Here is a 21,111-nt window from a genome sequence, read left to right as displayed (position 1 = left end):
TGGCGCCCTGCCCCGTTAACACGGTTTAATAACGCCCCTGCCCGAACGGGCGTGCCAGCGCTGGACCCCGCCCATGCAAACTCCTGATCATGACCCCGGTAGCGCCCTGGCCATACGCACCCAGTACCGACAATCGCAAAGTCGCGCCGCGCGGCTGCGGCTGTTGGTGGATACCGGCCAGGAACTGACGCAACTGGCTCCCGAGGCGATGCGCCAACGCGTGCTGCAACGGGCCTGCGCTTTCCTGGCGATGGACCACGCGCTACTGCTGGAATGGGGCGTGGATGGGCAAATCAGCACCACCGCCAGTCACGGCAGCCGTGATCGTTTACACAGCCTCGAGCACCTCGCCGATACCGCGATGAGCATTGCGCAATGGCAGGAACAGCCAGGTGCGATCCTGCCCAACGTGCTGCGGGTGCCTTTGCGCGGTGGCGATGGCGCGGCCTTCGGTGCGTTGGTGCTGGCCAATAGCGTGAGCATCAGTGCCCCGGACACCGAGGACATCGAATCCCTGCAATTGCTCGCCACCCTGCTGGCCGCGCACCTTGAAAACCAGCGTCTGCTGGACGCTCTGGTAGCCCGCGAGCGCACCATGTCCGATTTGGTCCACAGGCTGTTCAGGGCACAGGAAGATGAACGCAAACGCATGGCCTACGACCTGCACGACGGCCTGGCCCAAACCCTGGCCGGGTTGCATCAGCGTCTGCAAGGTTTTGCCGGTCGCTGCCCGACACTGCCCGACGAACTCGGCAAAGACTTACAAGCGATTCTGGCATTGGCCCAGCATTGCGTGGGTGAAGGCCGGCAATTGATCAGCGGCCTGCGCCCGACTGTGCTTGACGATTTCGGCTTGCTGAAGGCGGTCGACAAAGAGGCCGATCGCCTGCGCGACGCCGGGATCAAAGTGAACTGGAGTGCGCGTTGCGAAGCACGCTTGCCCAGCCAGGTGGAGATCGCCCTGTTCCGGATTGCCCAGGAAGGCATCAACAACATCCTCAAACATGCGCAGGCCAGCCACGTCGTCCTGGCGCTGGAACTGCACGAAGGACAGGCCTCACTGCTGGTCGACGATAACGGCAAAGGTTTTGCCATGGAGCAACGACTCGACACCTGCGGCGCCCGGCACCTGGGGCTCGCCGCGATGCAGGAACGCGCGAGCCTGCTGGGCGGTGACTTCACCTGCATCAGCCATGCGCACGGCGGAACGCAACTGCGTGCCACCGTCCCCTCTGACCTCAATGGAACAGCTCAATGACTGCAGTTTTACGCTTGGTTCTGGCGGACGATCATGAGGTCACCCGAACCGGTTTCGTGGCGCTGCTGGCCGGCCATCCACAATTCGAAGTGGTCGGCCAGGCCCGCGATGGCCAGGAAGCGGTGGACGCGTGCGAGCGCCTGCTGCCCGATATCGTCATCCTCGACATTCGCATGCCCGTACTCAACGGGCTGGGCGCGGCGCGAATTCTTCAGCAACGCCTGCCGGCCTTGAAAGTGGTGATCTTCACCATGGACGACAGCCCGGATCATCTGGAAGCGGCGATGAATGCCGGTGCTGTGGGCTACCTGCTCAAAGACGCCAGCCGTGATGAAGTGATCAACGCCCTGCAACGCGTCGCTGCGGGTGAGGAAGCCCTCAATAGCGCGGTCAGCGCCCGTCTGCTACGGCGCATGACCGAACGCAACGCCAGCGGCGCCGCACCTGCCGAAACCCTGACCGCCCGCGAACGCCAGGTCCTCGGGCTGGTGGCCAGCGGATGCAGCAACCGTGAAATCGGCGAAAAACTCGGCATTACGACGGGGACGGCCAAAGCCCACGTGGAACGGGTCATCGGCAAGCTCGGTGCCGCCGATCGCACACAGGCCGCTGTACGTGGCATCGCCTTGGGCATGGTGACGCAGCCATGACAGTGTCCAATGCCCGACGCTGGGCTGATCTGCCGTTACGCGGCAAAGCCCTCGTGGTGATTTCCCTGCCGTTGGTGATTCTGTTGCTCTCGCTGGTGCTGATCTACATCACCGAGCGCCAGACCGCGCGCGCCGAAGAAGACGTACGCCGTGTGCTGCTGGTGCAAGGCGATATTCAGGCCGTACACACGCTGCTCGCCGAGGCCGCCGCGAGCGTGCGCGGCTATCTACTGACCCGTCGCGAGGATTTCCTGCCGGGTTATCGACAAGCCAAACCCTTGATCGAATCGGCGCTGCGGCGGCTCGACGGCAACGTTCGCGATGAACGTGTGCGCAAACATCTGGAAGCCATCACCCCGTTGATCGCCACCAAAGTCGAAGGTCTGGTTGAACTGCTCGATGATCGCAATGCAACACCCGAGACGATCACCACGATCCTGATCAACAACAAGCACATCCTCGACGAACTGCGCGAACGCATCAGCGCCATGCGCACCCTTGAAGACACCCTGCTGGCCGAGCGTACCGCGGCGGCGGCTTCCACTCGCCAGCGGTTGTTGTTCTCCACCTTGCTGGCCGCAGCTTGCGGTTTGTTCGGCGCCATTGTCGCGGTGCTGTTTCTGTCCAAAGGCATCGTCGCCCGGGTGAAACAGGTCCAGGGTAACGCCCAGCGACTGGCACTCGGTCAGCCGTTGTTGCCGCAACCGCCAGAGAACGATGAAATTGGTCAATTGGGCACACGTCTGGTTGAAGCAGGACTGTTGCTGGCCGAGCGTGAACGGGCCTTGCGCGACAATGAAGAGCGCTTGCGGCTGATCATCGACGGGGTAAAGGACTACGGCATTTTCGCCCTCGATACACGGGGCGTCGTCACCAGTTGGAATGCGGGCGCCGAACGGATCAAGGGCTACACCGAGCAGGAGATCGTCGGCCAGCATTTCTCGGTATTTTATCTGCCACAAGAATGTCCACAGCATCCGGACATGGCGCTGCGCGAGGCCACTCGCGATGGTCATTACATGGAAGAGGCCTGGCGTTGCCGCAAGGATGGCAGCCGTTTCTGGGCCAGCGTAGTGATTACCGCGCAGTACGACAGCAGTGGTGCCCTGCGCGGGTTCTCCAAAATCACCCGCGACATCACCGATCGCCGCGCGGCCGAGATCGCGCTGAGTACCGCGCGGGAAGAGGCGGAGCGCGCCAGCCGCGCCAAAAGCGAGTTCCTGTCGCGCATGAGCCACGAACTGCGGACGCCGCTCAACTCCATTCTCGGCTTTGCGCAGCTGCTGGACATGGACTCGCCCAAGGGCCAGCGGGCACAGATCGGTCACATCCTGCGGGCCGGACAACACCTGCTGACCCTGATCAACGAAGTGCTGGACATCGCCAAGATCGAAGCCGGGCGCCTGCCGTTGAACGTTGAAGCCGTGCCCTTGGCGGTGGTTCTGCAAGAAGCCCTGACGCTGGTTTCCCCCATGGCCTGCGACGCGGGCATCCAACTGATCGAATTGCCGATGCTCGCCGCCGACAGCGGGATCGTCGCCGATCGCCAACGTCTGGTTCAGGTGCTGCTCAACCTGCTGTCCAATGCTATTAAATACAACCGGCCCCAAGGCCAGGTTCACATTGAGGTCAGGGTTGAACAACAGCGCATTGCCGTGTCGGTCTGCGATACCGGCAAGGGCATTGCCGCCGATCGACTGGATCAACTGTTCAAGCCGTTCGAGCGCCTGGAGACTGATCCGAACGTGGAAGGCACCGGCCTGGGTCTGGCCTTGAGCAAAAGTCTGCTGGAAATGATGAATGGCAGCCTGACCGTCAAAAGCCAGCCCGGCGAAGGCGCAAGCTTCACCCTGGAGCTGCCTTTCGCGCGCTTGCAGCCAGCCACCGAGCCACCGGTTGCACGAATCAGCCAGGCAACGGTAATTTCCGCCCTCGCCGCCCCGGATTACCAGGGCAAAGTGCTGTGCATCGAAGACAATCTCTCGAGCCTGGCCCTGATCGAAACCCTGCTGCAACGGCGACCGCACATCCAATTGCTCTCAAGCATGCAGGGGCAAATTGGCCTGGACCTGGCCCGGCAACATGCACCGCAACTGATTTTGCTGGATGTGGCGCTTCCGGATCTTGATGGCTTCAATGTCCTGCAACGCTTGCGTCAGTCCTCCATCACCCGTGCCACGCCAGTGCTGATGATCACCGCCGACGCCAGCGACCTCACGCACCTGGCCTTACTGGAGGCCGGAGCGACGGCAGTGCTGACCAAGCCGATTCACATCCCTTCATTCCTCGCCCATCTAGACCAGCACCTACCGGAGCCCGTGTGAACACCGACCTGCGTATTCTGATCATCGATGACCAACGGCCCAACCTCGATTTAATGGAACAACTGTTGGTTCGCGAAGGACTGACCAACGTGCTGAGCAGCACCCAGCCGCTGCGAACCCTGGACCTGTTCAACAGCTTCGAACCTGACCTGGTTATTCTCGACCTGCACATGCCGGAGTTCGACGGATTCGCCGTCCTTGAACAGCTCAACCGACGCATCCCGGCCGGCGAATACCTGCCGGTCCTCGTACTCACCGCCGACGCCACCCGAGATACCCGACTGCGCGCCTTGGCCCTGGGCGCCAAGGACTTCATCAGTAAGCCACTGGATGCCCTGGAAACCATGCTGCGGGTCTGGAACCTGCTTGAAACCCGCGCACTTTATAAAGCCCTGCGCACGCGGGTTCCCGCCGATGAGATCGAGTTATTGCGTCAATCAAGGCCGCACCCAGTGAGCTGACTGAAGGGGCGGAATCACTGAGGATTTGCCACTGAAAGCCGGATTGCGGGGCTGACTCAGCGGCAGCGGCCTGGAGCCCGTCGGCTGCAGAAAGCCCAGCAAGGCCTGTTGAGTGTCATGCCAGGCCGCCGGGTGTTCCATATCGAGGAAGTGCCCGGCATTGTTGATGGTTTGAAACTGCGCCTGGCGGCTATGACGGGCAAAAAGGCGGGCGTCCTCCACCGAGGTGTACTCATCCCGATCGCCGTTGATAAACAGCAGCGGGACATCGATAGCATCGGCGCAGGAAACGTAGCAGTGGGTGTCCTGGGTCAACACCTCATTGACGTGAAAATGCATCTGCCGGTATTCGTGTGCGTCCAGGCTGCTGACATGGCGTTCATTGAAACGCTTGAACAGCGACGGCAGGTGCTTGCCGATCGTGCTGTTGATCAGGCGCCCGACATTGCGACGATCACAGGCCTGGAGAAAGTCCCGGCCACTCTCCAGGTAATCGCGCATCGGCGTATTGATTCGTGCAGCGAATGAACTGATCACCGCCTTTTCGATGCGGTGTGGCCGCTGGGCCAGCGCCACCAAGGTCGCCGCACCGCCCCAGGAAAAGGACAGCACATGCTGCGCGCGAAAGTGCTCGATCAACTCCAGCAGTATTTCGGCTTCGTCTTCCTTGCGAATCGGTTGGTCATGCCGGTTGTGTTGTTTCGATTGACCGGCATAGGGCTGATCGTAGAGGACCACATTGAAGCGTGGCCGCAGATAACGCACCGTTTGAGCAAAGGATGCAGTGGTTGCCAGCGAGCCGTTGACCAGAATGATGGTCTTGTCAGCAGCGTCGTTGAGATAATGCTCGGTATAAACCTTGTACTTCTTACCAATCCCGACGATGGCAGTTTTCGGCATCATTTCATTCCTTCCTTGAACAAATTGGACCAGACACACAGCTTGATTGACTATCCGGCTTCCTCCGGGCAAGCCTGACAGCGCAAACCAGCGACAACGTTACAAGGGCGCTGAGATGAACGCCATGACCAATAAGTCACCAACCGACCAGCGGTTCACAGTTAAGCAGGGATTCTTCCGTATGCAAGTCCGCACGCTTGAAAGTGGCGGTTCTGACGCTTCGTCGGTATCGGCCTATGATTACTCATTGCCCCCAACCTTTTTCATCTCAGGGCCTTCCCCTCACGAGGAGTTGAAAAATGTCGCTGACGCTTTACTACCATCCCTTGTCGTCGTACTGCCATAAAGTGCTCATCGCGCTCTACGAAAACGGGATCGAATTCGAAAGAAGGATCATCGACCTCACGGACGCTGCCGACAGCGCAGAACTTCAGGCATTGTGGCCAATCGGAAAGTTCCCAATAATTTTTGACCCTGTTCAGCAACTGAATCTGCCGGAATCCAGCATCATCATCGAGTACCTGGATCGACGATTTCCAGGCAAACACAATCTGGTTCCAGACGATTGGGAGACCGCGCTGGAAGTCCGATTATGGGATCGCTTTTTTGACCATTATGTACAAACGCCGATGCAACAGATTGTCAGTGATCGGCTACACGCGACCAACGGTGATCTGACCAAAGAGCGATCCACGCTGAAAACGGTGTACGACATGCTTGAGCGCCGGATGGCATCCAGAATCTGGGTGGCCAGCCCGGACTTCAGCATGGCCGACTGCGCCGCTGCACCGGCGCTTTTCTATGCCCGCACGCTCGTGCCGTTCCCCGACGACTATCGCCACTTGAGCGCCTATTTCGAACGCTTGATACACAGACCGTCATTCCAGCAGGTGATCGACGAAGCCGGGCCGTGGTTTTCTTTTTATCCGTTTGCGGATGCCATCGAGCAACGGTTTCGCCAGGCGCCAGACAACAAAAGCTGAACACCCTGCCCGGCTCACGTTGATACAACACTGTTACTTTCCTGACCGGACCAGAGCTCATGACCGTCCTGCCACTGAATGGCGTCCTACAGCGAGAGGAAGGTATTTAGCAAAGTAGTGGATATATCTGACGTCTTTTTAGGGTTGGCCGTCGGAATCGCGGCATTTAGGATCTGACATGGCCTGAGCACGCTGACAGGCTTAGACCCTTCAAGCTCTAACAACGGATGGACTATGAGCACCCCACACACCAAGGCCGGAAAACTCGCTTGCCCAAGCCACGACATTTGGCGCTACTATTACGCCAAATGTCGTTTGGAGGGTTTCGATATGCCCGCAGCAAAAGCCTCCCTGCCAACGGGGGCAAAGAAGGTCACCAGAAAGCCTACTGAGGTGCTGTTACATGGCCGTAAAGGTGACGAGCGCATGTTGATCATCCGGTACACACAGGAAGGCTTTAACCTGAGCGACGTCAGGGACATGCTTTCTACATCCACGCTGTACATGGAGTACGGCCTGGTTCAGCGCATTACCGGGAAGTCTGTCAGGACCGTCCAGCGTTTAGCGAAAGAGACCAAGCCAATACGTCTGAACCAGCATCAGAGCACGGTAGCCTTCCAGTACGCGCAGACCCTGGAGCACGCCACCGACGTGTTTGGTAATCAGCAGTTGGCTGAGGACTGGTTGAAGAAGCCCTGTAAGTACCTGGACGGTAATGTTCCGCTGGAACTGATCGACAACTCGCTTGGTTTCCAGGTGGTGGAAGATTACCTGACGCGGATTGAACACGGGGTCTATCAGTGAATCCTTTGCCCTGGGACGGGCGGTGGCATGCTTGGCGCCTTGACCGTGAGGTCTATAAGGATACGTGGGACAGTGGCATTGGTGCGCAACGATCCGGTGGTCGTTGGAACTCTCCCGGCCGCCGGGTTATTTATGCATCGGCCGATCCGTCCACGGCTGTCCTCGAAGTTGCGGCCCACTTGGGTTTTGATGCCCTGGATACGGTGCCCCATTTGCTGACCTGCTTTGAGGTACTGGATTCGGTGCTTATCAAGGTTGTGCAGCCAGAAGATGTGCCGAACCCGAACTGGCTTGTCCCGTCACTACCTTCACCCAATCAGCAGCAGTTTGCTGATGCGTTGCTGGCCCAGCATCCGTTTTTGCTGATTCCTTCGGCGGTGACCCGCCACTCCTGGAATTTGCTGGTGAGCTGCGATTTGGCGGCGGACCAGTTCAGGCTTGTGTCGCAGGAACGGTTTGGGCTGGATACCCGGTTGCTTAAGTAAGCGGTGGCCGCGCTAGCGTTGCGCCAACTCATGCCGGATGCACTGCTCGTAATACGTTTGCTTGATGTCGGAAGGCTTGAGGCGCGAAGCGCTGTTGTAGGTTTGTTCGGTGATTCCCATGGCCGTCATGCGCATCCACGGCCGGGGAAATTTTCGCGATTGCAACTGCTTGCGTGCGCCGTAAAGCGTGAACCCGGAAAGTTTCGATGCTTGCGCGCCTGCGGCTATGTCCGAGCCCCAGCTGCAGACAAAGCGAGAGTTCTTGCTCAATTCCTTTGCCTGAGCCCCAAGCGAAAGAGCCGCCAGGACAAACACTGCAGCCATCCATACCAAAGTCCGCATATCGCCCATGCCTAACCTTCTGAAAAGAAAGCAAGTTTGACAACGAAGCGCAGATCTGTGGGCCAGCAGTTTGCCTCATTCCCATGGTTTTTTTCGGTGTTGAACGAGCCATTGCCTGACTGATTTTGCCCCGTCGATGGACGCAGCAAATCTTCCTTGATGTATCCCAAAATTTTTTGAGCTTTAGGGGGGCGCTGGAGTCTCGTTAAGAATGTCGTGGTTATCGCCAAGCCATTTACGGCGAACGCGCTGGCAGGCGCAGGAGGCAACCAATGGCCGACCTGGAGCATGTCAGGGGCCGCCCCATGGGCTGCTCGTGACCCACAACGAAGCCCTGTCGATTGCCGACTACCTGACCATTGGCCAAGGCAGGCAGCCGCTCTACCGACCGACCGTCCACTACGCCTATCGCCCCTGTGACGATGCCCTGCTCTCGATGCATGAACTCGCCGAGCGCAACTGGAAACCCCAGACAAGCGAGCGCCTGCTCCATGACGACATTCTCGACGGCAATGACGAACTCGGCGTGCTATTGATGGGCATGCCAGAAACAGCTATTGGTATGGCTCGCGCTTATCGATCCATCAAGCCCGGGCACTGTGTCCCTATAACAGCGCGACCAGCCTGCAAGTGACGGCGGGCGTGCTGGCCGGGGTGATCTGGGCGATTCGCAATCCGCAACGGGGCATCGTCGAACCAGATGAACTGCCCTTCCGCGAGATTTTGCAGATCTGCACGCCCTACCTGGGAAAGGTAGAAGGCATCTATAGCGACTGGACACCACTTTGCGGACGTCACTCACTGATGCCCGAGCAGACCAATGAATCCGATCCGTGGCAATTCGTGAACGTCAGAATCACCTGAAGCCTGACGTGGCCACCTCCACGCCAGGCAACCTCCACGGCACACTTCAAGCCTGGGGACTGTGTGCAGTGTCCGCACGGGATTCCCGTTGCCAGGCCCGATGCAAAAGATCGATGACTTCTTCATCCGACGTCTGGGAAAAATCCGAGTACCAATGGCCGATCGATATCAGCCAATCAGGGATAAGCGGGCAAATCAGCTCGTCCACTTCGTCACGCAACGCCTCTGCCGTCTCAAGCGGTGCCACCGGCACCGCCACGACGATGCGCGAGGGTGCTTGCAGGCGCGTGGCCTGAATCGCAGCCATCATCGTCGCGCCGGTCGCCAGGCCGTCATCGATCAATATCACCACCTGATCCTTGAGCACCACCGGCGCGCGCGAGGCCCGGTACACCAGTTCGCGACGCAACAACTCCTGGGTTTCCCGAGCAATCACCCCATCGAGCGTGCGTTGATCAATCCCGTTAGCCCGCAGCGCATCGTCATTGACGATTTTTATGCCGCCGTTGGCGATGGCCCCCATGGCGAACTCCTGATGGGACGGCACCCCCAGTTTGCGGACCAGCATCAGGTCCAGGCGAACGTCCAGGGCGATGGCCACTTCATAGGCGACCGGCACACCGCCACGGGGTAAGGCAAGAACGATGACATCGGCTCTTTTAGCGTATTTAAGCAACGGCTCCACCAGGCTGCGGCCGGCATCCACCCGGTCATGCAAGATGGTTTGCAAAGAAGGACTGGTCATTTGAAAACCTCCCTGGGGCGGGAGCCCCAAAAACGGGCGTTCGTTTCACGACGGGCACCCTGCCAGTAAGGGGGCCCGCCCTTAAACCGCCAGAATGCTGCAAGGCACCTGATACAGAATATGTTCCGTGGTGCTGCCCAGGAGCCTCTCCAGGCCGCGGTACTGAGCCCTGCCCATCACGATCACGTCCATTTGATGCTTATGGGCGAACTCACTCAACGTCGAGACCGGATGCCCCATGATGAAATGCCGACACTCAGGGGGCACGCCGAACCGACCGGCCAGCTTGAGAAAAGACGTCTCCAGGTCGCTGCGCAGCTCCCGGGTAAGCCTGGCGAGCGTCAGACCGTCACCGATGTCGGCCAGAAAAGCGGCCGAAATGTCACAGGCATGCAGCAGGTGCAACTCGGCATTGCACTGCAGCGCGAGGCTGGAAGCCTGCAGGATGATCCGGTCATTGAGTTCGCTGTTCGAAGGCTCGGTATCTGCAACATCGACCGCGGCCAGGACCTTCTGCGGCAAGGCATGGCCTTCGGCACCCACCAGATAAACCGGGACCGGACAATGACGCAACAAACGCCAATCCAGCGGCGTGAAGAACGCGCGCTTGAACCCTGGCTCATACTGCACTTGCTTGATCAACAGATCGGGTTGCATCTGCGTGACATGGTCAAGGATCTCGCGTCGCATGTCTTCGGCCCAGGCGACTTCGATTGTCACCTCGATCCCCCTGCCCTGCATCTTTTTCGCCTGGTCCATGAGCCAGTCGTGGTGCTCCTGCAAGTAGCTCGCCCGAGCCTTTTTCCGGTCACCTTCTTCAAGCAATGACAGAATGTCCAACGAGGGGATCAAGGCGGCAATATGCAAGCTTGCGGCGCTGGCCTTGGCCAGCGCGGCGGCATGGTTTATCGCAGGAGAATGGCGCAGGACCGGGTTGATGATCAGTAGTAACCGTTGATACTGGCTCATGATCCACTCCAGACAGGTTGACCGTCGTCTTCACCGGATCAAGCGTCCGGCGTTAGCCCAGACTCCCCCTTAAAGTCTCTTGGGCCTTGATTTATATCAATTCCCTGCAGGAGACATTGAAGGTGCCACTTGAAAAGAATAGTTCACAACGGTGCTGTCCATCGCACGCAGGACTCATCCGCGATGGCTGTTCGCCTGGAAGTCGGCGATCTGTTGCCACATCGCGATAGGGTTGGAATACATGGGGAAATGCCCGCAATCGGCGATGGGCGCCAGTCGCACCCCTTGGGCCTGAATATGCGGCAGATAGGAGAGTGAGGCGTTCTGCTCGCCGTACATGAACATGCGCGGGCACGGCAGGCCGAGGAACTTGCTCATCAGGTCGGCGTTGTCGGAAAGATCGACCATCGACTGGAAAATCCCGCGCACCGCTGCCGCGCGAACCTTGTGTCTCAAACTGGCAGCATAGAGCGCACTGGCGTAGGCCGGGGCGTGCCTGGCCCGCTCGATGAAGGCGGCGAAAAACACTTCGGGATCGTCAGCCGGGTAATCGACGATCTGCCGGCTGAGGAAGCAGTCTTCCGGGGCGATATTGCCCTCGATGTCGACGAAACTGAGCACCCGGTCCGGAGATTGATGAGCCAGCATCAATGCAGTCAGTCCGCCCATTGAATGCCCCACCAGATGAAAACGCTCGATACCGAAATGCTCCAGCACCTGCAATGCGGTCTTCAGTAGAAACGGGATGGAGATCCGGGAAAGGTCACTGCACTGGCTCTCTCCACAACCCGGTGCGTCATAAGCGATGAAAGGATGACCGGCGAAAGCGGCCTGCTGCGCGATGTCGGCATAGTCTTCCTTGGTCGAGCCAAACCCATGCAGGAACACGATCGGCGCCAGCACACCATCGCGGTGAAGGGTGGCGATGTTCAGCCGCACACCCTCCACTGTCAGAGGGATGTGCGCGTGAGTGAAGGTTTCTGGTGAGGGCACGTGATGGATTCCTTGAGCGAAAAGGTGACCGCCGGGCCTAATATCAGTCAGTTAAGCCGTAAATATTTTCCGCTACAAATTGCTTAACTGACTGGCATTGACTGTCGGGCCGACTTTGCTGCCAGCAGCAAAGTCGTCAATTTCGCGGGGATTGGGCCTTCTGTAAATTCCTCATTCGGGAATACTGTCATAGGTCAAACCTATCAAACTCTTTTCTGGAACCGGGCAACCACCTCCTCCACCAGCGGGTTGGGCCGATCCGCATTCCAGGCCACCGCGGTGGTCACCACATTAAGCGGCTGGCTCAGGGGGCGCAGCACCACGTTATCGGGTGCCAGTTTTTTCAGCGACGCCGGCACCAGTGCGATGCCTTGCCCGCAACTGACGAAAGCGATCTGCGAAGCGACAGAGCGCACTTCATGCAGCACGCGCGGGGAAAAACCGCTGGCACGGCAGGTCGCGATCAAATTGTCGAAGTACACCGGGCTGACCTTTCGGGAAAACATCACCAGGGGCTCGGTGGCCAGACTCGACAGGCTGATGCGCTTGCGCGAAGCCAAGGGATGATCGTTGGGCAGGGCTACGACCAGACGATCTTCGGTCAGCGGCAGCGACTTGATCGAGGCCCCCAGGTCACCGTCGAGGCGGGCGAAGGCCAGGTCGATGTCCCCGGCCTCCAGCGCCGGCAAGGCTTCGACGCTGTCGATTTCCCGCACCGACACGGTGAGGTGCGGGTAATCGAGCTTCAGTTGCTCGATCAACCCGGGCAACACATCGAACATCGCCGTGGAAATCGCACCGATGGTCAGCATCCCCGACTGCCCCGCCACCGCCTCTTCCACGGCCAGCTCCAGGCGTTCCAGTTGCTCGGCGAACTTGCGCACGGCCGGCAGAATCGCCGCGCCCACGGGGGTCAGTTTCGCCCCCCGTCGCGAACGCTCGAACAGCGTGACCTTGAGTGCCTGCTCCAGCACTTGAATCTGCTCGCTCAACGGTGGCTGGGACATTCCCAGGCGCTTGGCGGCGCGGCCGAAATTCTGTTCTTCAGCCACCGCCAGAAACAACCAGAGGTGACGAATCAGACGGAAATTGATCATGGCTAATCCATAGGTTTAACGTATGTAACGCTTCTGTGATTAGTAATATACCTATCAAATTGTCTCGCCGACACTGGGCGCCTCCGTCACCACAGGGGCTACCTCATGACCCATTTGAATTTGCTGGATCGCTTGGCGGCGCTGGACACCAACACGGTTTCCGACGCACTCGACTTCCTCGGCCTGCCGGGCGCCACGGTAGGGCTGCGCCCGCTATGGAACTGCCCGAAGATCGTCGGCCGCGCCAGTACCGTGTTGCTGGCGCCCAAGGCCGACAACGTCCCGACTGTGCACCTGATTACCCCGGTGGTCGAACAGATCGACAGTGATGATCGCGTACTGGTGATCGCCGGCGGTATCGAAGGCATCTCCTGCTGGGGCGACATTCTCGCCAACGCGGCGGCCGGCAAGCAGGTGCGCGGCACGGTGATTGACGGGTTCAGTCGCGACATCGACGGCAGCGAAGCGATCGATTACCCGGTTTACGGCCGAGGCGTGACCATGATCAGTGCGCGCAACCGGGTGGTGCAGATCGATGCGGCGGTGACCATCAAAGTGGCCGGTGTCGACGTCAGCGAGGATGACTTTGTGATCGCCGACTCTTGCGGAACCGTGTTCATCCCCCAGGCCTATATCGAGAAAGTGATCGACCTCGGCGAACGCATCGCCCGTCGCCAGGATGGCATGGTCGAGGCGGTGCGCAGCGGTCGCTCGGTGGCCGAGGTGATGCACGACACCCAGTTTGAAGCGATCCACGTGGAGCACGCCCGATGAATCTTGAAGATCAAACATTGGTTGCCTTGTTTAAAGGCCTGGACACCCCGGGCGTCTCCGATGCCCTGGACAAACTCGGCCTGCCCGGGCAATGCCTCGGCGTGGCGCCGCTGGACGATTACCGCCAAGTCGTCGTCGGGCCGGCGTTCACCGTGCAGTACGTCTCGGCCAGCGTCCCGCCAGGCACCGTGGGCGATTTCATCGATGACGTCGCGCCCGGTGACGTAGTGGTCATCGACAATGGCGGGCGCACCGACTGCACGGTCTGGGGCGACATCATGACCCAGTACGCCGGCACTCGACAGATCGCCGCCACGGTCATCGACGGCGTGTGCCGTGATGTCAACAAAGCCCTGGGCGATGGTTACCCGATCTTCAGCAAAGGCCGCTTCATGCGCACCGGCAAAGACCGGGTGCAGGTTCAGTCGGTCAACCAGCCGGTGTCGATCGGCACAGCGCGGGTCTGCTCCCGTGACATCGTGATCGCCGACGCCAATGGCGTAGTGATCGTCCCCCGTGCCCGCGCCGCTGAAGTGGCGGCGTGTGCCCGTCAGATCGAATCGGTCGAAGCCGACATCCGCGCCCTGATTGCTCAAGGCAAAACCCTGAAAGAAGCCCGCGCCGCACTGGGTTACCACAGCTTGCAGAGGAAAGTCTGATGACCACGATCCCCTTCCCCCTGGATTTTCGCGCGCGGGCAAAAGCGCTGGGCAGTTCGACGCTGTATGAAGCGTCCCATCTGCCTTGCGCGGTCGACAGTGCGATCCGCCCGATCTGGGACGGCGCCTTCATCGCCGCCCCCGCCTACCCGTTGGAATGTTCACCGGGCGACAACCTGGCCTTGCACCTGGCCATGGAGCGCGTGCCCCGTGGCAGCGTACTGGTCGTGGGCACGGGTGGCTTCATCGCCGGTTACTGGGGCGAGGTACTTACCGTGGCGGCCGAAGCGGCGGGCGTGGTCGGTCTGGTGATCGATGGCGGCGTACGCGATATCGCCGCGTTGAAGAAACGCCAGTTCCCGGTATTTGCCCGGGGTATCTCGGTCAAGGGCACGGTCAAGGCCAGCGCCCCGTCGGTGGGACAACCGTTCAATTTCAACGGCGCATTCGTGGCACCGGGGGATCTGGTGGTGGCTGACGATGACGGCGTGATCATCATCCCCAAGGCCGATGCCGCACGTACCCTGGCCGAAGGCGAGGCACGCGCGAACAAGGAAGCGCAGATGATGCAGGCGCTGACCGAAGGCCGCTCGACCCTGGAACTGATGAACCTGACTGAGTGGAGAACCCGCGCATGAGCGTCGATATCCAACGGCTGAACCAACGCCTGGCCAGCGCACAGCCATCGGCAACTTACCGGATCATCGATCGGGTGGCGGAGCGTCGGGCACAAGGCGCGAAGATCATTTCGCTGTGTGCCGGCGAGCCCGATTTCGATACACCCAAGCATGTGCGTGAGGCGGCCATCCATGCCATTGAGCACGGCCATACCCGCTACACCCAGGTCGCCGGTGTACGCTCATTGCGTGAAGCGGTGGCCGCCAAGTTCCGCCGTGAAAACGGCCTGGACGTCACCTGGCAAGACACCCTCGTCTGCAACGGTGGCAAACAGGTGATCTACAACGCCCTGGCCGCAACCCTCAACGAGGGCGACCAGGTCATCGTGCCGGCGCCGTACTGGGTCAGTTACCCGGAGATGGTGCAACTGTGCGGCGGTGAAGCGCGGATCGTCACCTGCGATGCCGATACCGGTTTCAAGATGACGCCCGCGGCACTGACCGCCGCGATCACTCCGCAGACCCGTTGGTTGATCCTCAACTCGCCGTCCAATCCGACCGGCGCGGTGTACAGCGAGGCTGAACTTCGTGCCCTGGCGGCGGTGTTGCTGGATCATCCCCACGTGCTGATTCTGGCCGACGATATCTATGAACACCTGATCTTCGACGATCAAGCGTTCCATACCCTGGCCCAGGTGGAACCACGACTGGCACCGCGAACCCTGACCATGAACGGTGTCTCCAAGGCCTACGCCATGACCGGCTGGCGCATCGGTTTTGCCACCGGGCCGCGCTGGTTGCTGGAGGCCATGGAAAAACTGCAAGGCCAGCAGACCTCGGGGGCGAGTTCTGTCTCGCAGCAAGCCGCACTCGCCGCGCTGGAGGGGCCGAAAGACTTCATCCACCAAAGCCGTGCCGCGTTCCAGGGCCGTCGCGATTTGATGGTGGCACTGCTGAACGACACGCCGGGGCTGGAATGCGTCAGCCCGGCAGGCGCGTTCTACGCGTTCGCTTCCTGTGCGGGGCTGATCGGCCGCACCTCACCGGGAGGTCGCGTGCTGCACACCGACGAAGATGTCGCCCATGCGCTGCTCGACGAAGCGGATGTGGCCGTGGTGCATGGCAGTGCGTTCGGCCTTGGCCCGTACATTCGTATTGCCTACGCCCTGGACGACGCTTCATTGCGCCAGGCTTGCGAGGCGATTCGGGCGTTCTGTACGGCGTTGCGTTAAGGAGTACGTGAGCGGTCAGTTAACGCAAGCCGCCCCACAGGTTTCGTGGCTGGCTGACCGGCATCGGGCGATCGCCCGGAGTTGTTTGTGACTTGGGAATTCGTTACCCAGTCCCAAGAACAAACAACTCCAATATGGCCTCAATAGCATGCACCCGCAAAGACTGCCCCTGCATAACGAGCTGCACGCGCGCCCTTCGCTGTATTTCGACGAGCCCGCCCATGTGTTCCATCTGGCGTTTCTGGCTAACGACGGGCAATGCGACGCCCTGCTGAGTCGCTGCTGCCCCGGCCCCGTCGACCCGGAAGCGGCCCAGGGCATCACCGAGCTAGAGGGCCATGCCTTGAAGTGGGAGCGGCACGCGGAGTTCCTGACCCTGACGCTGGTGGTTCCCTGCGCCAGTCACGAGCCTTGCTGGAGCCCACCACCCAAAGCCTTGGTGGACCGGGTCGAACCTTTCATGCAGCACGTGATCAACGCTGTGCAGATTGTGGTACGCGACGACGCGTCTTTTACCGGCGATCTGTCTGCTTATGGATTCAAAGACCCTAGCGGCTCTTGCATAGGCGGGGGCGATGCGACGGTCTGGAGCGATTTTCGCCTGAGCGAGGACGGTACCAATCGCTTTCTCTTCGTGAACAAACGCCTGAATGCCTATCGCCAGGGACGGATGATCCGCCGCCTGCTCGAAATCGAAACCTACCGAATGATGGCTTCGCTTTCACTCGTCACTGCGAAAGCCTTGAGCACTCAGCTCAATATCTTCGACAAGACCCTGGTAAACCTCTCGGAACGTAACGCCGGGCCCGATACCGGCAACGCGAAGGCATTGCTCACCGACATCGCCAACCTGTCAGCGCAAGTGGTCAGCAGCACGGCAAAAACCCGCCATCGCTTCAGCGCCACCCAAGCCTATGCCCAGCTGGTTTTCGAGCGGTTGAGCGAACTCCGTGAAAGCCACGTGGGTGATTGCCAGCGACTGGGTATCTTCATCGAGCGACGCTTTAAACCCACCGTCAGGTACTGCGCGGTCACCGAACAACGCCTGGAACAACTGGCAAAGAGCGTGGCCAATCTGGGCGACCTTTTGCAGGCGCGTGTGCAAGTCGAGATGGAGGAACAGAACTCGGAAATCCTCAAGAGCCTCAGCGCTCGCGCAGACACCCAAATCAAAATCCAGCGCGCCGTCGAAGGCTTGTCGATTATTGCCATCACCTACTACCTGTTGAACCTGCTCAAGCTGTTCTACTCGGGATTGCATCTGATGGGCGCGGATATTTCCGCGAAAGACGCCATGCTGGCCATGACGCCCCTCGCGCTCGCCATCCTGCTGTTTATTTTGATCCGGATCAGAAAAGCCAAAGAGCATTGATACACAGCCCCATGATCGGATTCTGAAAAATAACGCCACTCGATCGAGTGGCGTTTTTACACCAGCCCACGGCGATCGCCGATCCACGCATCGCAGCGGTGACACTCACCGGTAGTGTGCGAGCCGGCATGGCCATTGGTGCGCAGGCTGGTGCGGCCTTGAAGAAGTGTTGATCTGGTTTATCGATTTTGCCGGGCGACCAGCCATGACGCTGTCACCTCGGGGGATGATGTGTCCTGACCTCAAGTTTGCGTAGAATGCCGTGTCGATACCGGATTCAATAACTAACAACGCTCAGCAGACTCATCATCGCTGTGATCAACACCACTGGTGACTTGTGGCGCCCTTCTACGTTCAATGCCTGAACTATCAACCATGAGCGCAAGCTCATGGGTATTAAGTGCCTACGCAAAAGCACTTTGCAGATTTTTTCTGTCGGGATCACTGCTGATCGCCTATAACGCGTGTGGCGCCCCCTTGCCGCTCGAACTGTATATCCCGGACGCTCCGCCACTGACGTTTGTCGATGGCTCCATAGGCCACGGAATGGTCGGAGAAGCCGTCCTGACGGCCATTGCCAACGCTGGATATGTCGCTCATGTCCATAGGCTTCCCTGGGCCAGAGCGCAAAAATACGTCAGCGAGAAGCAGGATCTTCTGATAGCCCCCTTGTCTCGCACGCCTGAACGCGAAGATCACTTCACCTGGATCGCGTCGATCATGCCCATGGAGCGCGCCTTTTTCAGCCTCGACCGGCCAGTAAGCAGCTTTGCGCAAGCGAAAAAAACCTACCGGGTGATCGGCGTCGGCCTAGGCAGTGCGCAGGAGGAAATCCTGCGTGCACAAGGCTTCAGCGACGAACAGATCTTCCCCCTGACCATTGGCGACAACCCCGCGCAGATGCTCTTGAAAGGTCGCATTGACGCCTGGTTCAACGGTGTTCCCGAGAGTCAATACATCTGGCCGAAAATGTCTGAACGCAAGCTGTCCATGAGCCCCGTCATGAGCAGCACGGAGCTCTATCTGGCTTGCTCCAGGCTTTGCTCCGCTCAACTGGTGCAAGACCTGCGCAAGGCAGTTGAAAAGCTTCGTGATGACGGCACCCTGGCGCGTATACAACAGAGCTATTTGTCGCAATAACGGAACCGACAACACCGCCAAGTCTGCGTATTGCCAGGGCGGCTAAACCCATTCAAGACAGGCATCCCTCCTCCGCTGGCTCCTGCAACCCCATGAACCGCCGCACTCTATGAGCCACAGGCTCCTCGCGGATCGCCTGTGGCGAGGCATCCAGCTGAATGTGGCCATTTTCCATGAAGATCACCCGGTCAGAGATCGACAGCGCAAAGTCCATCTCGTGAGTGACAATCAGCAGGGTCATGCCTTCCCGGGCCAGATTGCTGATAACCGTGAGTACCTCGCCGACCAGTTCCGGATCCAGCGCCGAGGTGGGTTCGTCGAATAACAGAATGTCCGGGTCCATGGCCATGGCCCGGGCAATAGCCACGCGCTGTTGCTGGCCTCCAGACAGTTGATGCGGATATTTGTGGACGTGGGCCAGCAAGCCAACCTTGTCGAGCAACTGACAGGCGCGTTGTTCGCTCAGTGCGCGGCTGACGCCATGATAACGGGGAGCGAGGCTGATGTTGTCCAGCAGTGTCCGGTGAGGGAACAGGTTGAAGTTCTGGAACACCATGCCGATGCGCCGTACGCCCTGACGAACCCGACGACCATCCGGTTTGTCCTCGGCATTGATGAAGCTCTCCCCGAACAACAGGATTTCACCTTGATCGATGCGCTCCAGGCCATTGACCGTACGAATCAGCGAGGTTTTGCCGGAGCCCGACGGGCCGATGATAGAGATCACCTGGCCACTTTGTACCTTCAGGTCGATGCCCTTGAGCACATGATGATCGCCGTAGCGTTTGTGCACGCCCTGCAGTTGCAGGGCCGGGGCGGCGCCTTTGGCCGGGGGTTTGAGCGTGCTCGTTGCGACAGGCGCCAGACTGTCACGCAGCACTTTTGCCGAGGCGTTATCGAGGGTTTGCGGTGTCCGCAGGTTGAGGTCCAGGTAGCGCTCCAGCCGTTGCAGGGCGAAGCCGAACACAGTGACGATCAGCACGTAGTACACGCCCACGGCCGCCAGGGTTTCCATCACCAGGAAGTTCTGGGCATACAGGCGCTGGCCGACGGTCAACAGTTCGGTCAGTGAAATCACAGAGATCAACGAGGTCAGTTTGACCACTGTGATGTATTCGTTGATCAAGGTCGGCAGTGAGATACGAAACGCCTGGGGAATCACAATCAACCGTTGCAGGCCGAACAGGCCGATACCCAGAGCACGGCCGGCTTCCTTCTGACCCTTGGCGACCGAGATCAATCCGCCACGATGAATTTCAGCCATGTAGGCGGCCTCAGTGACCACCAGCGCCAACAGGCCGCAATAGAACGGTACCGACAGCACCGGCCCGGCACCGGGCAGCAACTGCGGCAGGTTGTAGATGAAGACCACCAGCACCAGCAGCGGAATGCTGCGAAAGAACCAGATGTAGAGTGACGCCGGCATGCGTAGCCAGGGCAAGCTGGACAACTTGGCCGATGCCAGAACAAAGCCCAGCAACATCCCCAGGAACCAGGCCAGGGCACTCAGTTCGATGACGGTCAGGCTCGCCGCCCAGAAGTCAGTCTTGGAGAACAGCGAAATAAAATAAGACCAGTCGAATTGCATAGACACCTCGTGCGTGCCGCGCCCTCGACCGAGGGCGCGGTTTCAGCCATTACTCGGAGACCGGTTCCAGATCATATTTTTTGAGAATGGTGGCGTACTCACCGTTGGCTTTACTGTCGGCCAGCGCCTTGACCAGCGCCTGATAGGTAGCGTCGGCGTCTTTCTTCACGTAGATGCCCAAGGTCTGCGGATAAACCAGCTTCTGCGAACTGACCACGACCCGCCCGTTGGTGCGCTGGGCGATCATGTGCGCGGCACCGGCGATTTCCACCTGCGCCTGAATGTTCTTCGAGAGCAGCGCCTGCGTCACTTCGGGAGCCGAGGGGTATTCGTTGACGGTGATGGCGCCTTTGTTGTTCGGCACGCAGTAGTCGCTGGACAACTGGTTGAACTTGGCGACCCAAGTGGTGCCCTGCTCCAGGCCGATCTTCAGGCCGCACAAGTCTTCAGGAACCTGCGGGGTCAACTCACTGCCCTTGGGCACCATGATCGCGGCGCCGGTGTTGGCATAGGCGATGGTGCGGGCCTGGAGCTGGCGTTCGGGAGTGATGTACATGCCGGAAATGATCGCGTCGTAATGCCCGGCGTTGAGGCCGTTGATCAGATTGGGAAACTTGGTATCGACGAAGTTAGCCTTGACGTTCATCGCCTTGGCCAGGGAGTGGGCCAACTCAGGGTCGGAGCCGACCACATTCTTGTCAGCGTCGTAGGACTCGAACGGCGGGTAGGTGATTTCCATACCGACCTTCAACACACCAGGGGTCGCGGTGCTGGCGAAGGCGGTACTGGCGCAGAACAGGCCAGCGGCGAGCAGACTCAGTCGGGTCAGGCTGTAGGGGGTTTTCATCATGGGA

Annotated in this window: 24 protein-coding genes and 1 pseudogene; 15 read left to right on the top strand and 10 right to left on the bottom strand. The window is 59.6% G+C overall.

Features of this window, described 5'->3' with window-relative positions; all coding sequences use genetic code 11:
• Positions 1-73 precede the first annotated feature (73 nt).
• Genes ACZ9BB_RS08835 through ACZ9BB_RS08820 form a run of 4 tightly spaced genes read left to right on the top strand, consistent with a single transcriptional unit; the run spans position 74 to position 4,693 of the window.
• Positions 74-1,258 (top strand): sensor histidine kinase, encoded by a 1,185-nt coding sequence (locus tag ACZ9BB_RS08835; RefSeq protein WP_476213424.1) that lies wholly within the window; start codon positions 74-76, stop codon positions 1,256-1,258.
• Positions 1,255-1,908 carry a response regulator gene (locus ACZ9BB_RS08830; protein ID WP_476213423.1) on the top strand — a complete coding sequence of 218 codons (654 nt, stop codon included), beginning with the start codon at positions 1,255-1,257 and terminating at the stop codon, positions 1,906-1,908. Before ACZ9BB_RS08835 ends, ACZ9BB_RS08830 begins: the two co-directional genes overlap by 4 nt.
• Entirely contained in the window at positions 1,905-4,232 is a 2,328-nt protein-coding gene (locus ACZ9BB_RS08825) for an ATP-binding protein (RefSeq protein ID WP_476213422.1), read from the top strand. The genes ACZ9BB_RS08830 and ACZ9BB_RS08825 overlap by 4 nt, the downstream gene beginning before the upstream one ends.
• Positions 4,229-4,693 (top strand): response regulator, encoded by a 465-nt coding sequence (locus tag ACZ9BB_RS08820; protein ID WP_476213421.1) that lies wholly within the window; start codon positions 4,229-4,231, stop codon positions 4,691-4,693. Before ACZ9BB_RS08825 ends, ACZ9BB_RS08820 begins: the two co-directional genes overlap by 4 nt.
• Here ACZ9BB_RS08820 and ACZ9BB_RS08815 read toward each other — a convergent pair.
• The gene (locus tag ACZ9BB_RS08815) at positions 4,670-5,596 is read right to left on the bottom strand and encodes an alpha/beta fold hydrolase (RefSeq protein WP_476213420.1); all 927 of its coding nucleotides are present in this window, start codon (positions 5,594-5,596) and stop codon (positions 4,670-4,672) included. The two genes, ACZ9BB_RS08820 and ACZ9BB_RS08815, sit on opposite strands and share 24 nt — an antisense overlap.
• 296 nt (positions 5,597-5,892) lie before the next feature.
• Between ACZ9BB_RS08815 and ACZ9BB_RS08810 the strand changes: the two genes are divergently transcribed.
• The 3 genes from ACZ9BB_RS08810 (at position 5,893) to ACZ9BB_RS08800 (ending at position 7,865) form a co-directional block, all read left to right on the top strand.
• On the top strand, positions 5,893-6,576 hold the full coding sequence (locus ACZ9BB_RS08810; protein ID WP_476213419.1) for a glutathione S-transferase family protein: 684 nt from the start codon (positions 5,893-5,895) through the stop codon (positions 6,574-6,576).
• 330 nt (positions 6,577-6,906) lie between these two features.
• Positions 6,907-7,380, top strand: a complete 474-nt coding sequence (locus ACZ9BB_RS08805; RefSeq protein ID WP_476218253.1) for an antitoxin Xre/MbcA/ParS toxin-binding domain-containing protein — start codon at positions 6,907-6,909, stop codon at positions 7,378-7,380.
• Positions 7,377-7,865, top strand: a complete 489-nt coding sequence (locus tag ACZ9BB_RS08800; RefSeq protein WP_476213418.1) for an RES family NAD+ phosphorylase — start codon at positions 7,377-7,379, stop codon at positions 7,863-7,865. Before ACZ9BB_RS08805 ends, ACZ9BB_RS08800 begins: the two co-directional genes overlap by 4 nt.
• Positions 7,866-7,877: 12 nt before the next feature.
• Here the strand turns inward: ACZ9BB_RS08800 and ACZ9BB_RS08795 are convergent, their stop codons facing one another.
• Together ACZ9BB_RS08795 and ACZ9BB_RS08790 are read right to left on the bottom strand one after the other, a co-directional pair.
• A complete protein-coding gene (locus ACZ9BB_RS08795; RefSeq protein WP_476218251.1) occupies positions 7,878-8,207 on the bottom strand; it encodes a hypothetical protein in 330 nt (109 codons plus the stop codon).
• A gap of 11 nt (positions 8,208-8,218) precedes the next feature.
• The gene (locus ACZ9BB_RS08790; RefSeq protein ID WP_476213417.1) at positions 8,219-8,497 is read right to left on the bottom strand and encodes a hypothetical protein; all 279 of its coding nucleotides are present in this window, start codon (positions 8,495-8,497) and stop codon (positions 8,219-8,221) included.
• A gap of 26 nt (positions 8,498-8,523) precedes the next feature.
• On the opposite strand from ACZ9BB_RS08790, the gene ACZ9BB_RS08785 reads away from it, so the two are divergent.
• Positions 8,524-8,841, top strand: a complete 318-nt coding sequence (locus ACZ9BB_RS08785; RefSeq protein ID WP_476213416.1) for a hypothetical protein — start codon at positions 8,524-8,526, stop codon at positions 8,839-8,841.
• A gap of 8 nt (positions 8,842-8,849) precedes the next feature.
• Positions 8,850-9,071, top strand: coding sequence for a hypothetical protein (locus ACZ9BB_RS08780; protein WP_476213415.1), 222 nt, complete (start codon positions 8,850-8,852; stop codon positions 9,069-9,071).
• Positions 9,072-9,117: 46 nt separating this feature from the next.
• Here ACZ9BB_RS08780 and ACZ9BB_RS08775 read toward each other — a convergent pair whose 3' ends face one another.
• The 4 genes from ACZ9BB_RS08775 to ACZ9BB_RS08760 form a co-directional block, all read right to left on the bottom strand.
• Positions 9,118-9,816, bottom strand: a complete 699-nt coding sequence (locus tag ACZ9BB_RS08775; protein WP_476213414.1) for a phosphoribosyltransferase — start codon at positions 9,814-9,816, stop codon at positions 9,118-9,120.
• A gap of 81 nt (positions 9,817-9,897) precedes the next feature.
• The gene (locus ACZ9BB_RS08770) at positions 9,898-10,785 is read right to left on the bottom strand and encodes a universal stress protein (RefSeq protein WP_476213413.1); all 888 of its coding nucleotides are present in this window, start codon (positions 10,783-10,785) and stop codon (positions 9,898-9,900) included.
• A gap of 174 nt (positions 10,786-10,959) precedes the next feature.
• Positions 10,960-11,778 (bottom strand): alpha/beta fold hydrolase, encoded by an 819-nt coding sequence (locus ACZ9BB_RS08765; protein WP_476213412.1) that lies wholly within the window; start codon positions 11,776-11,778, stop codon positions 10,960-10,962.
• Between the two features lie 203 nt (positions 11,779-11,981).
• Positions 11,982-12,875, bottom strand: coding sequence for a LysR family transcriptional regulator (locus ACZ9BB_RS08760; RefSeq protein WP_476213411.1), 894 nt, complete (start codon positions 12,873-12,875; stop codon positions 11,982-11,984).
• A 105-nt stretch (positions 12,876-12,980) separates the two neighbouring features.
• Between ACZ9BB_RS08760 and ACZ9BB_RS08755 the strand changes: the two genes are divergently transcribed.
• The 6 genes from ACZ9BB_RS08755 to ACZ9BB_RS08730 all read left to right on the top strand — a co-directional run bounded on the left by ACZ9BB_RS08755 (position 12,981) and on the right by ACZ9BB_RS08730 (position 18,669).
• Positions 12,981-13,649, top strand: a complete 669-nt coding sequence (locus ACZ9BB_RS08755; RefSeq protein WP_476213410.1) for an RraA family protein — start codon at positions 12,981-12,983, stop codon at positions 13,647-13,649.
• Positions 13,646-14,308 (top strand): RraA family protein, encoded by a 663-nt coding sequence (locus ACZ9BB_RS08750; RefSeq protein WP_476213409.1) that lies wholly within the window; start codon positions 13,646-13,648, stop codon positions 14,306-14,308. The genes ACZ9BB_RS08755 and ACZ9BB_RS08750 overlap by 4 nt, the downstream gene beginning before the upstream one ends.
• On the top strand, positions 14,308-14,946 hold the full coding sequence (locus tag ACZ9BB_RS08745; RefSeq protein ID WP_476213408.1) for an RraA family protein: 639 nt from the start codon (positions 14,308-14,310) through the stop codon (positions 14,944-14,946). Before ACZ9BB_RS08750 ends, ACZ9BB_RS08745 begins: the two co-directional genes overlap by 1 nt.
• Positions 14,943-16,157 carry a pyridoxal phosphate-dependent aminotransferase gene (locus tag ACZ9BB_RS08740; protein WP_476213407.1) on the top strand — a complete coding sequence of 405 codons (1,215 nt, stop codon included), beginning with the start codon at positions 14,943-14,945 and terminating at the stop codon, positions 16,155-16,157. Before ACZ9BB_RS08745 ends, ACZ9BB_RS08740 begins: the two co-directional genes overlap by 4 nt.
• Before the next feature lie 148 nt (positions 16,158-16,305).
• Positions 16,306-17,529, top strand: coding sequence for a DUF3422 domain-containing protein (locus ACZ9BB_RS08735; RefSeq protein ID WP_476213406.1), 1,224 nt, complete (start codon positions 16,306-16,308; stop codon positions 17,527-17,529).
• Positions 17,530-17,904: 375 nt separating this feature from the next.
• A complete protein-coding gene (locus ACZ9BB_RS08730; protein ID WP_476213405.1) occupies positions 17,905-18,669 on the top strand; it encodes a substrate-binding periplasmic protein in 765 nt (254 codons plus the stop codon).
• Between the two features lie 52 nt (positions 18,670-18,721).
• On the opposite strand, the gene ACZ9BB_RS08725 is transcribed toward ACZ9BB_RS08730, so the two are convergent.
• The 3 genes and pseudogenes from ACZ9BB_RS08725 to ACZ9BB_RS08715 form a co-directional block, all read right to left on the bottom strand.
• A complete protein-coding gene (locus tag ACZ9BB_RS08725; RefSeq protein ID WP_476218249.1) occupies positions 18,722-19,684 on the bottom strand; it encodes an amino acid ABC transporter ATP-binding protein in 963 nt (320 codons plus the stop codon).
• A pseudogene (locus ACZ9BB_RS08720) lies at positions 19,664-20,152 on the bottom strand (amino acid ABC transporter permease); the annotation flags it as partial. The gene ACZ9BB_RS08725 and the pseudogene ACZ9BB_RS08720, both read right to left, overlap by 21 nt.
• Before the next feature lie 154 nt (positions 20,153-20,306).
• Complete coding sequence (locus ACZ9BB_RS08715; RefSeq protein ID WP_476218247.1) at positions 20,307-21,104, bottom strand: ABC transporter substrate-binding protein; 798 nt, start codon at positions 21,102-21,104, stop codon at positions 20,307-20,309.
• Positions 21,105-21,111: the final 7 nt, after the last annotated feature.

It is taken from the genome of Pseudomonas sp. TE3552, from assembly GCF_056278945.1.
Note: the sequence above shows the minus strand (reverse complement) of the source record. Positions and strands in the feature narration are given on the sequence as shown.